This window comes from Shewanella sp. SR1, assembly GCF_020447145.1.
GTDB classification, from domain to species: domain Bacteria; phylum Pseudomonadota; class Gammaproteobacteria; order Enterobacterales; family Shewanellaceae; genus Shewanella; species Shewanella baltica.
In genome coordinates this window covers 1-9,927 of the sequence record NZ_JAJAEF010000047.1, presented here as the reverse complement: position 1 = coordinate 9,927, position 9,927 = coordinate 1, and the positions used below count along the sequence as shown (strand labels likewise).

Sequence of the window (9,927 nt, the reverse complement as noted above, 5' to 3'; positions counted from 1 at the left end):
TTTTCACCGTAAATCTCTCCTCCTATAATTGCTGAAATCATTGTGTATCAAGGTGTTCAGAGGAGCTACAAACAAGAAAGATCTATACAAACAAGAAAGATAAAGATCTTACAAAGTAAAAATCATGTGGAAAACTTTAAAATTTCAGGAAGTAAGAACCCCTCCAGGGGGCTTTGCCCCCGCCGGCCCTGCCCCTCGCTACGCTCGTTTCCGGCGCCCCCAAGAGCAGCGGCTGCGCCGCGACCAAGGGCTTCGCCCTAGTTCGCCTAAAGGCTCCACCCTTACCCATTAATGCCTCGCCATTTCCTAGCTTCGCTAGGGGCGAGAATAAAAACCTCGCTGTTAGTTCCGTTTGTCTCCGACCGTTTAACAATAAACGTGCTGTACTTCTCGCTAAAAGCATCGCTGCGCTCAGGTCTAACAGGAAGGAGGTAAATCCATCTCTGTCATCAATGCTAACAGGGTTAAAACGCTGTAAAACACGCTAAAAAGATAAACGCATAGCAATATGCCATTTTTTTTAAATGTTGCTTAAAACGCATTTTAGGGCCTCTGAGCGATAGGTGATTAGCGAAGTCTATCACCAAGAGCAAAGTGGCTAATTCTTTCAATGAGCAAAAAATGACGTCAAGCGGGGTAGTGTCACTCCATTTTAAGGGAGTGACACTACCCCAGAATGGTGTTCCTCATGCGGGGGTAGCGTCATTTTTTGCTTTTTGAGGCGTGACGCCGAAGCAGTGGCTTGCGCTGTAATTTGGCATGAGGTACAGTCAAGTTTCTTCACCTCGCATCCATTGATGCCAAATAACGAAACCTCTTTGATCACCTAGTAATCTCCAAGCTCAACAGAGCTTATGGGTCATTATATTTGGATGTTTGCGCTCAACAGAGCCACACCATTTGGGCAATCGCCCGTAACAACACTCGCTCAATATCACCGGTTTGCCGGTGAGTTCTTTCTGTGTCGGCAGTCAGAACGAGCATTAACACTGAACTGAATTCCGAAATGGCCTAGAAATAGGTCGCCGTGTTGTTAGCCCTCGAGAAATATATTCCTCTTAAAACACGCCCGAATGGGCGTGCTTTTTATCTCAAAATTAAATTCTAATTTTTGATTGTGTAACTTTTTCAAGGTGCATTATGGCGACCAATTTCTTTTTTGAGGCCGGCAAGCTATTGCGGCAGCACAACCCAAGCTCTTTTGCGACTAAATCAGAACGATTCAAAACCATAAAATTAGTCGATAAACAGCTCGTTGCCTTGGGTTTTAAAGGGCTTGAACTCAATAATTTAAAACCTAAGCACATCGAAGCATTAGTTACTCATTGGCAAGCTGAGGGCCTTGCCCTGGGCACGATTAAAAATCGTATGGCACATCTACGATGGTTAGCGGAAAAAATCGGTAAAAATGGCCTTGTACCGCGCTCCAATGACTCGGTGGGGATTAGCCGTAGAGTGTATGTCACCAATGAAAATAAGAGCCGAAAATTGAGTGATATGCGACTAAATTTGATAACCGATCAGTATGTGCAAATGTCCTTGCGCCTGCAGGCAGCATTTGGATTACGGCGTGAAGAAGCCATGAAGATCCAGCCGGCGAAAGCGGATCGGGGTGATCGTTTGGTACTTGATGCGTCCTGGTGCAAAGGCGGTCGAGATCGCGCGATCCCGATTTTAACTGCTGCTCAGCACGAACTATTGGCAGAGGCGAAAGCATTAGCTGCCGGCAGATCGCTTATTCCGAAAGAACTCAGTTATGTGCAGCAAATGAAACGCTATGAAAATACCTGTATAAAAATTGGATTGGATAGGGCACATGGGTTAAGGCACAGCTACGCTCATCGCCGTTATGTGGAACTGACCGGTTTTGAATGTCCGGCGGTATCGGGTGTTTCTGTTGGTTCATTACCCGCGGCGCAACAAGCCGCTGATAGGTACGCCAGAACTGTGATAACCGGTGAGTTAGGGCATAGCCGGTTACAAGTTACTGCTGTGTATTTAGGTCGTTAAATCACTTGATTTTGTAACTTATTCAAGTATGATTATTACTATGAAAATAAAATGGAGGTGAGCTATGAAAGAAGAAAAAATTGCCATTGTAAAAGGGCTGCATGGCGGCGCTCGCCCAGGTGCTGGTCGTAAAACTAAGTATGAAAAGACAGTGGTGATGCGGGTTCCTGAGAAGTACCAAGAGGTGATCAAGGCGCTGATCACCCACTTAGACGAGACCGCTTACCTGAATAGCCATTATAAAAATGGGCAGGAATCTGAGCCGGTGTATCTGCGCTCGCTCGATGACAATAAGCAGAATATTAGCTTTAAAACCATGCCGTTCTAGGCGGTGTTGCACAGTGCAACACCGTGAAACAGGCGCGTTAAATGCAATGGATTTTTGCAATGCAAAAAATAAGGGCCAAAAGGGTGGGCCGTATTTGCTGTTTTTTAGCATCATTTTCGAGAGATAATTTTGCAATGCAAAAAAACGTGAGCATGATTTCAGCATTAACGGTCATTTATGAGTTGCAAAATTACCCCTTTAGATAAGCATTTTTTATCTTAGCGTAAGGGCAATTTGCATTGCTCCTTCATGGGGTGGTTGTTAATATTAACAGCGCGGAAGAACATAAACTGAGCAGAGGTATATTATGAGTGAACTACAACTATGGTCTATCTTCGTCATGTTCGTGACACTCGGTTTAGTTATCGCATCCGGAGTGGTCTTATACAAAGGTTTTAAAGAATAGTTCTAACTCAATCTGTATTCATTCCCCCCAACGCTTAAACTTGGCGTTCATTTCGTTTTCTGACACAAAATCACCAGCATCCGCTTCGCATAGCGCGGCATGGATTTCGGCTATTTTCCACGCTTCCAGATCTAGATCATCCTGAATTGTTTGCTTGGTCAGCCAAGATGCCGTTCTATCGGTTAACTGATCAAGCTGTATTCGATTTTGCTCTATTCCATCAGATAATCGTACTGACATGATTCTTACTGCAAACCTCAACATAAAAGATATAAACCGACATTACACCGATTGGGCTCCAATTGTCATGCTGTGCTTATAGCCAATCTGAGTTTGATTTTGTTTCAAAATCAAATTTGAGTAAATACGTATCAAAATGAGGTCATAAAACTCTATATGACGGATACCATATTGAGACGTATTGATTATCCCGTGTAGGATGTAGGGCATGGAAGGTATATAGCCAGTATATAGCGCGTATTTACCACTGATATACCACGGCTTTTCTTCGTATTGTTCAGGTTTATAGCGGTTTTTTGTAGGGTTGAGCTTTTACGCACTGAAACCGCTAAATAACCGTAAAAAACATGGATAAATGCGGAACATAATACTGGGCAGGATGTGTGAAGTAGGCCTACCTTGATAAATCAGGCTGCCCTATTCACTTGGATATATTCGCTCCATTCTGGTGCTCAATTTCTTCCCTGTGATAATTGAATCAAGCAACCTCAATTTTTGAAAAAGTTACAAAATCAAGGTAGTGAATAGTGAATAACAAAGTTAAAGGTATTCCATTTGCAGAAGTTAAAGCTGCCGCGCTCGCCAATCCTGCCGTTCTTGAGGCTTACTTGCGTGAACAAGCCACGGCATCAAATCGAGTTGATGTTGAAATGTTCATAACTAGGCTAATGACAGCATTAAGTGATCTTCCTAAGAAGGATATTGAGGTATGTGATTTGGCTAATGAGATCGGCATAGCTATTGCCTCATTAACGGGTAGTGAAAAGCATATTGAAAGAGAGTGCCTTAGTGGGATTAAGCATGGCTTTTCAATGATTAGAGAAGCATAAATTGTAGTCGAGAGGTTGTTTTTAATGGATAAAGCATCGTTGAATGCGTTTTGGGCCCATGCGTTGCCGTGTGTGATCATCTCATCTTGTATGCTGGGTTTTGCCTGGCTTGCGATTCAGGAGTCCGATGTCACCCTATCGAGCCAATATCTTGTGGCGGCTTCCGTTTCGTTTACTTTTACGCTGATCGGCTATTGGGGTTATTGTAAATATTTTGCTTCAAAAAAGCCGCACAGTGCATTGTATGCGGTTGTTTATACTGTGTTATTTCCATTGTTTTATCTGCCAAGTGCTTTTTTTAGAAGGCGTAGATAATTTTGCAATGCAAAATTGTTTTATAAATTTTTTGACCGGTTTTGCTTTTTAACTATCCGGACGATTTTCAAATCGGGGGGATTAGATAACAAAACCAAATTTATGGCATAAAAAAGCCTTGTTTTTACAAGGCTTTTTTATAATGAAAATTTGATTAGTTAGAGTCTTTATGATGATTTTTAAAATACATTACACCTAAAGCTACCACTAACAGCAACGGGGATGATACTAAGATATAATCAACAAGAACAAAGGTCATAATTTATTCCTTCCAACGCTTTCTTCTCATCACCACGGTATAGCAAACCTACCGAATGCTTAAGATGTTGGTTAATTCAACGGCCCAAGAAGAGCCTTTGAATAATATTAATGAGCAGCAAGAACAGCGTAGATTTTGGGATCTTGCTGAATCGTTGCAAGCACTTTAGCTGCCAATCCTGCTGGATTGCGGCGTTTACCTTCCCAGCTTTTAACTGTGTCTAAACTGACCCCCATAGTCGCAGCAAATTCGGCCTGAGTGACTTTAAGTAAATCTTCACGGATTGACTTAACGTCGGCAACCTCATAACGCGTTACTCTGGCGGGCTTTTTGAGGCCATGATGAATTTCTACAGCTTCCTCAAGGGAGGCTTGAAGTTCGTTAAATATACTCATTTGCTCTCTCCTTTAAGTGATTGAACGATTTGTTTTAACTTGGCCTTTTCTTCCGCTGTTAGGCTCTCTTTAACTGATTTTGGATAAGCGAGTACCAGGTAAATCTTGTCGGCCAGAGCAAGGACGTATAGCACTCGTATACTGCCACTCTTCCCTTTGTTGCCTACAGCCATTCTAACCTTTCGTAAGCCACCTGTGCCTTTGATAATATCGCCTTTATCTGGCTGAGCAATAAGCTCTGCTTGCAAATCCTTTAGTTCGTCATCTGTTGCAAGCTCTTTGATCTGTCTTGTAAAGATCGAGGTTTCGACAAACTCAATAGCATGGCTCACTAATCAAAATCCTTATGCTACCCTTAAGGTGTACATTGTACACTTTTGATTTATAGTAATCAACACAGAGCCATTTACCATTGCTAATTAGGCCCACATTTTAGTGAATCATACTTGCCTAGTCTGATTCTCGGATAAGAGTTCATACCTAAAGTGTTAAGCCACTCATCTATCTGTTATTTAACAGGCTGTCAGTTGCATTACTTTTGAATGCCCGTGCCTAAAAATTAATCCACCTCTCTGAGTTATACGTTGCTATGTCTCAATTATAGTTTTTCTAGCTTTCATACGGATTACTGAAATGTTAATTTAAATTTATACAAGTAGTTAATTTATAATTAGTTAAAGTGGTTGTATGGGTGTGACTTTATATATGTATAAAAAGATAATTATTAATTGGTAACTAGGGTTATCGTGTTTTTAAGAATAAGGTTTGATTTTTTATAAATGGAGTTGTATTTTGAAGGCGTCAACTATTTTTCTATCTCTAGGTCTTAGTTTAAGTTTAAATTCTTATGTGTATGCTAGTGTAGGTAAAGCTATCTCTGGTGTTATTGCTGGAAGTTCAGGGCATGCAGCTGTAGAAATGTTAACTGATAAAAATGGAAAGCATTATATTAATAAAGAAAGATGTGCAGAGTTTAAAAATAATATTTTGCCAAAAATCATTAAAGAAATGAATCTTCCTATGTTAAACACAGATGGCTATACAACAACTAAGAGTATGCATGTTTATTGGCAAGCTGAAAAATGTGTCGTTGAATATAACATGGAAATTGATGCATATGCAGCAGCTCGCAAGGAAAAGGTTACAATAAATCAGGTGGAAAAATATATTAAAACTCTTGATTTTAAACGCGCACTACAACAGGACTCAATATATGCTTCTAGAGGGTTTTCAGGTAGTTATGTGAATATTCGAGTGAAGCACATTACATCTGTGCCACTTTTTAATCAAAAAGTAATGGTTATAGGGCTTGATAACTAACTTTATTGTGTCTGCAAGTTAAATTAATAAGAGGTTGGAATTGAAAGAACATATTTGGTTTGAAATAGTAAAAAAATGGAAAACAACAGGAAGAGGAAGTTATGGGGTTACTTTCCCATTTTTAGTTGGAGCGTTGTCAAAAATAAGTGGAAGAGAACCTACAAAAGAGTTTATAGAAGAATTGTTTGACTGCATTATTAATTGTCCAGTTAATGGTTTTTACGCTGAAGTTAGATGGTGTGATAACATAGCAGAACCTGTAATATCAGTAAATCCACTTAAAATGTTAGAGAGGGTTTCTATAAAAGATAGCTTTAAATTTGAAAATATTACATCTTTGGCTTTTACAACTGACTTAATGAGCATGTTTAATCTAGACTGCGAGAATTCTACAGACTGTAAAGATAAGCTAATTAATATGACCCATAATTTTACTAAAGATGCTAAATTTTCAAAAAATAATGGTATTTTCACTGACTTCACTGAAGATGATTTACATTTCATTTCGGATGTGTCAGGGGGTAAACATTAGATCACAATAGAGGTTATCAACACCGAGTTTCCTAGATTTTCTAATGATTTTTTCCTGTGAATCACTCTACACCAGACTGATTCACGCGAGCCCCTAAAACCCGTCCCTATCCCCCGTTTACGGCTATTCTGGGGCGGTTTTTTCCCTTAAGATGAATCAAATCTCTAGAGAATTGATTCAAACCCATGCAAAACCCCGATATTGCTCCTGAAATGCGCCTGTTTACGCCCGATGGTGAGCGGTTGTATTTAACCGCGGAAGAACGGCGGCGCTTCCTCGATGCCAGCGCCTTAGAATCGCCTAGCGAGCGGATGTTTTGCCATGTCCTGCATTACACCGGTTGTCGTCCGTCTGAGGCATTAGCGATCTCGCCCAGGCATGTGATGGTCGAGGATGCAGCAATCGTTATCCGTTCCCTTAAGAAGCATAAAACCGATCCCCGTGGCCGGTTGAAGCAAGCGCAGTATCGCAGCGTGCCGGTGCCGCCGTCTTTGATTGAGCACTTGGATTTGGTGTTTGGCCTGCGTGCACAGCTACGCCGTGAGATTCATGCTGATAGTCTGTTATGGCCGCAGAGTCGACCTACCGCTTATCGCCTAGTGAAACGTGTCATGCACAGAGCGGGTATTGTGGGGGCGCAAGCGACCGGTAAAGGTTTACGGCATGGCTTTGGCGTGGCAATGGTCACGGCTAATCCTCCAGTACCTCTGCATGTGATCAGCCAACTCATGGGCCATAGCGACAGTAAAACCACGGAAATTTATCTGCAGGTACTGAGTGAAGAACGGCACAGCTTAGTGATGAATGCTTGGGGGTAAGTCGATATCCTTTTTTGCAATGCAAAAAATGCATTAACATTACCTCATTAAAGAAAGGCTAAATTTGGTCTTTTTTTGGTCTTTAGTGTGTCGCATGATATGATTATGGCCATAGTGAATGGGGTTCCCTTATTTCTAATCAATCAACCAGGCACAAACTTATGAACATAGAAACAATCAGTTTTTTGAAGAAAAATGCAGCGAGTTTGCCCCTCGATGAGCCGATGATTATTACTCAAAATGGTGTCCCTGCTTACGTTATTGAGTCGGTTGCTGATAGAAATCGACGCGATGAGGCGATTGCTTTACTGAAGTTGGTCAGTTTTGCGAAAAGTGACCAACAAAATGGCCGCACGATCTCATCAAGTGCATTCAAGGAGCGTTTGGCTAATCGTAAACTCGCTTTAAAGGATGAGTAGTATGTCTGTGGTGAAATTGGAATATACCAAGACATTTGAAGACACCGTAGATAGCGCCATATCTCACTACTCCCAATGGAATGACGAGATCTCGATTATCGAGAGAATTGAGGCTGTTATTGATGCCTTTGAAGCATCCGTGACGCAAAATCCTTTGAGCCATGCGTTATGCCAAGAGTTAGTTGAGCTTGGTGTTACTCAGGTAAGGCATGCGATTAAAGAGGACTTTAGAATACTGTACGAGGTTAGCTACGTTAATGGTGAAGCCCTTATTACAGTGCTACTTTTTTTGAGCCAACGGCAAAGTATACAGAATCAGTTGATTAATCATTGCTTGATTTATAAGTAATCCTTACTCATTTGTGTATTTCAAATGTAATACATTTTGCATTGCAAAATTATCACACACAGTCGTTTATCAATGGGGATTGTTTTTAAGAGGGACGATATGAGTACCTTACAATCCTTGAAAGAAAAGATATTCGCGTCAAAGGATGCGCTATAACCAACAAGAAACACACCAACGTGAAGATGGCTAATGAGACTAGGGGAGCGTTGAATACTAGTCTTTGAGGTATTTGGCCTTAATTTCATTTCTTAACATTATATCTGCTAGCGTTTTAACTTCTTTCGGCCACTCAGGGTCTGATTCAGGATTTGATTTCGTTACATAATCATGTTGGAATGTTGGGTTTTCTGGTCTGTATTCAAGCCTATTGCTTAAGTCGAGAATGAGCGATTTCATTTCAGATTGCTCTTTCCGCATTTCTTTTACTAGCTGCAAAAGCTCTTCATATGATGGTGTTTCATTGTGTTGCTTTTTTTCTGGCTCATGTGTTGCATCTTGTTTCAACACTCCATAAACACGAAGTAGTTCTGATGTATCAACTAATGGATTTCCGTCACGGTCTCTTTCTGCAGAAAGCTTGCCAGCGTTGATGTGTCGCCAAAGTGTAACCCTGTTCTTACCTACTACTTTAGCAGCCTGACTTAGATTTAACTTTGCCATGTGTTGCATCCAATTTATGGTCAATGGACCGGTGGTGTTGCATGTGTTTCATTATGTCTAATGTGTGTGAATGCTACAACTTTCCTAGGTGTTTCTAGAGATCCATTTTCAACTGTTTGTTTGGTTTCAGGGTGAAAGCTAGTGCGGTTACGTTCCTTCCATGTTTGATGGTTTCGTATGTGATAACAAGATCGCTCCGCTGGTTTAATTCTTGAACGGAAGGCTTTATCACCCATTTATTTAGATCTTTGAAAAGCGGATATTTATCATCGACGCCTAATGCGTATCTGAAATCATCTAGACTAATGTTTCTAAAATTTTTGTCGTTAAAACGTGAAAGCAGTTCGTAAAGACGGATCGAGTGTGCAGACTGAAGATTTGCGATGTTGCGTAATTTGTAGGTAGTAAAATTACTCTTTAGCTGAGTTATGTATTTTAATACGCGATCAGACCAAACCAACCTAACAGCACCATCTCCTTTAATTTTTTTTGCTTTTTCTTGAATCCAATATAGTTCTATTTCTTCACCGTTTTCATAGAGCGTTATGGTTGATTTAAAAAGTAAATCAGCCGCTTTGTATAGCTCTCTATGCGCGTTTTTTATATCTATCCCCATAAGTTCTGAGAATTCTAGGGCTGATAACCTGACCTCTTTTAACGGGGTTGAATCTGGTCGTGGATCTACCTTGCTCAGGCAGGCTAAAACCAGCTTTTGTGCTTGTACATTAAGTCTATATCGAGCATCTAAAAGGCTATTTGCTTTCGTTACTGCAAGTTTTGAATTCATACAAAGGAGATATCGTTGATGGATAATTCCACCTTACAGATAGGTGGAATAGTTGTAAATTAACTTCTCTTTAATTTGTGGATATGACCGTAAATTTCTCCTCCTATCAGGTCTGTTTTCACCGTAAATCTCTCCTCCTATAAAGCGCTTTTCACCGTAAATCTCTCCTCCTATAATTGCTGAAATCATTGTGTATCAAGGTGTTCAGAGGAGCTACAAACAAGAAAGATCTATACAAACAAGAAAGATAAAGATCTTA

General features: G+C 40.6%; 14 protein-coding genes. 9 read left to right on the top strand and 5 right to left on the bottom strand.

Annotated features, from left to right (window positions below; translation table 11 throughout):
• The first annotated feature begins 1,140 nt into the window (after nucleotides 1-1,140).
• Nucleotides 1,141-2,010 (top strand): phage integrase N-terminal domain-containing protein, encoded by an 870-nt coding sequence (locus tag KV201_RS22060; RefSeq protein ID WP_023266974.1) that lies wholly within the window; start codon nucleotides 1,141-1,143, stop codon nucleotides 2,008-2,010.
• Nucleotides 2,011-2,074: 64 nt separating this feature from the next.
• Entirely contained in the window at nucleotides 2,075-2,338 is a 264-nt protein-coding gene (locus tag KV201_RS22055; protein WP_023266973.1) for a hypothetical protein, read from the top strand.
• Between the two features lie 424 nt (nucleotides 2,339-2,762).
• Here KV201_RS22055 and KV201_RS22050 read toward each other — a convergent pair whose 3' ends face one another.
• A complete protein-coding gene (locus KV201_RS22050) occupies nucleotides 2,763-2,984 on the bottom strand; it encodes a CopG family ribbon-helix-helix protein (protein ID WP_023266972.1) in 222 nt (73 codons plus the stop codon).
• A 527-nt stretch (nucleotides 2,985-3,511) separates the two neighbouring features.
• On the opposite strand from KV201_RS22050, the gene KV201_RS22045 reads away from it, so the two are divergent.
• Nucleotides 3,512-3,814, top strand: a complete 303-nt coding sequence (locus KV201_RS22045; protein WP_220733412.1) for a hypothetical protein — start codon at nucleotides 3,512-3,514, stop codon at nucleotides 3,812-3,814.
• 24 nt (nucleotides 3,815-3,838) lie between these two features.
• Nucleotides 3,839-4,129, top strand: coding sequence for a hypothetical protein (locus KV201_RS22040; RefSeq protein WP_023266970.1), 291 nt, complete (start codon nucleotides 3,839-3,841; stop codon nucleotides 4,127-4,129).
• 366 nt (nucleotides 4,130-4,495) lie between these two features.
• Here KV201_RS22040 and nadS read toward each other — a convergent pair whose 3' ends face one another.
• Entirely contained in the window at nucleotides 4,496-4,783 is a 288-nt protein-coding gene (gene nadS, locus KV201_RS22035; RefSeq protein WP_011918371.1) for a NadS family protein, read from the bottom strand.
• The gene (locus KV201_RS22030) at nucleotides 4,780-5,103 is read right to left on the bottom strand and encodes a type II toxin-antitoxin system RelE/ParE family toxin (RefSeq protein ID WP_196776125.1); all 324 of its coding nucleotides are present in this window, start codon (nucleotides 5,101-5,103) and stop codon (nucleotides 4,780-4,782) included. Before KV201_RS22030 ends, nadS begins: the two co-directional genes overlap by 4 nt.
• A gap of 472 nt (nucleotides 5,104-5,575) precedes the next feature.
• Between KV201_RS22030 and KV201_RS22025 the strand changes: the two genes are divergently transcribed.
• The 5 genes from KV201_RS22025 to KV201_RS22005 all read left to right on the top strand — a co-directional run bounded on the left by KV201_RS22025 (nucleotide 5,576) and on the right by KV201_RS22005 (nucleotide 8,221).
• Entirely contained in the window at nucleotides 5,576-6,103 is a 528-nt protein-coding gene (locus KV201_RS22025) for a hypothetical protein (protein ID WP_226060597.1), read from the top strand.
• 40 nt (nucleotides 6,104-6,143) lie between these two features.
• A complete protein-coding gene (locus KV201_RS22020; RefSeq protein ID WP_226060596.1) occupies nucleotides 6,144-6,635 on the top strand; it encodes a hypothetical protein in 492 nt (163 codons plus the stop codon).
• Nucleotides 6,636-6,820: 185 nt separating this feature from the next.
• The gene (locus KV201_RS22015; protein WP_220733415.1) at nucleotides 6,821-7,453 is read left to right on the top strand and encodes a site-specific integrase; all 633 of its coding nucleotides are present in this window, start codon (nucleotides 6,821-6,823) and stop codon (nucleotides 7,451-7,453) included.
• A 161-nt stretch (nucleotides 7,454-7,614) separates the two neighbouring features.
• Complete coding sequence (locus KV201_RS22010; protein WP_014611709.1) at nucleotides 7,615-7,872, top strand: type II toxin-antitoxin system Phd/YefM family antitoxin; 258 nt, start codon at nucleotides 7,615-7,617, stop codon at nucleotides 7,870-7,872.
• A 1-nt stretch (nucleotide 7,873) separates the two neighbouring features.
• The gene (locus KV201_RS22005; protein ID WP_220733414.1) at nucleotides 7,874-8,221 is read left to right on the top strand and encodes a type II toxin-antitoxin system RelE/ParE family toxin; all 348 of its coding nucleotides are present in this window, start codon (nucleotides 7,874-7,876) and stop codon (nucleotides 8,219-8,221) included.
• 213 nt (nucleotides 8,222-8,434) lie between these two features.
• Here the strand turns inward: KV201_RS22005 and KV201_RS22000 are convergent, their stop codons facing one another.
• Both KV201_RS22000 and KV201_RS21995 read right to left on the bottom strand, forming a co-directional pair.
• On the bottom strand, nucleotides 8,435-8,881 hold the full coding sequence (locus KV201_RS22000) for a hypothetical protein (RefSeq protein WP_226060594.1): 447 nt from the start codon (nucleotides 8,879-8,881) through the stop codon (nucleotides 8,435-8,437).
• 94 nt (nucleotides 8,882-8,975) lie between these two features.
• Nucleotides 8,976-9,668: a replication initiation protein gene (locus KV201_RS21995; RefSeq protein ID WP_089069041.1), complete on the bottom strand. Its 693-nt coding sequence runs from the start codon at nucleotides 9,666-9,668 to the stop codon at nucleotides 8,976-8,978.
• Nucleotides 9,669-9,927: the final 259 nt, after the last annotated feature.

Excerpts from the sequence above, each read along its gene's own strand:
- nadS (WP_011918371.1), bottom strand. The coding sequence starts at position 4,783 with ATGAGTATATTTAACGAACTTCAAGCCTCCCTTGAGGAAGCTGTAGAA.
- KV201_RS22000 (WP_226060594.1), bottom strand. The coding sequence starts at position 8,881 with ATGGCAAAGTTAAATCTAAGTCAGGCTGCTAAAGTAGTAGGTAAGAAC.
- KV201_RS22010 (WP_014611709.1), top strand. The coding sequence starts at position 7,615 with ATGAACATAGAAACAATCAGTTTTTTGAAGAAAAATGCAGCGAGTTTG.
- KV201_RS22060 (WP_023266974.1), top strand. The coding sequence starts at position 1,141 with ATGGCGACCAATTTCTTTTTTGAGGCCGGCAAGCTATTGCGGCAGCAC.
- KV201_RS22055 (WP_023266973.1), top strand. The coding sequence starts at position 2,075 with ATGAAAGAAGAAAAAATTGCCATTGTAAAAGGGCTGCATGGCGGCGCT.
- KV201_RS22005 (WP_220733414.1), top strand. The coding sequence starts at position 7,874 with ATGTCTGTGGTGAAATTGGAATATACCAAGACATTTGAAGACACCGTA.
- KV201_RS22050 (WP_023266972.1), bottom strand. The coding sequence starts at position 2,984 with ATGTCAGTACGATTATCTGATGGAATAGAGCAAAATCGAATACAGCTT.
- KV201_RS22040 (WP_023266970.1), top strand. The coding sequence starts at position 3,839 with ATGGATAAAGCATCGTTGAATGCGTTTTGGGCCCATGCGTTGCCGTGT.
- KV201_RS22015 (WP_220733415.1), top strand. The coding sequence starts at position 6,821 with ATGCAAAACCCCGATATTGCTCCTGAAATGCGCCTGTTTACGCCCGAT.
- KV201_RS21995 (WP_089069041.1), bottom strand. The coding sequence starts at position 9,668 with ATGAATTCAAAACTTGCAGTAACGAAAGCAAATAGCCTTTTAGATGCT.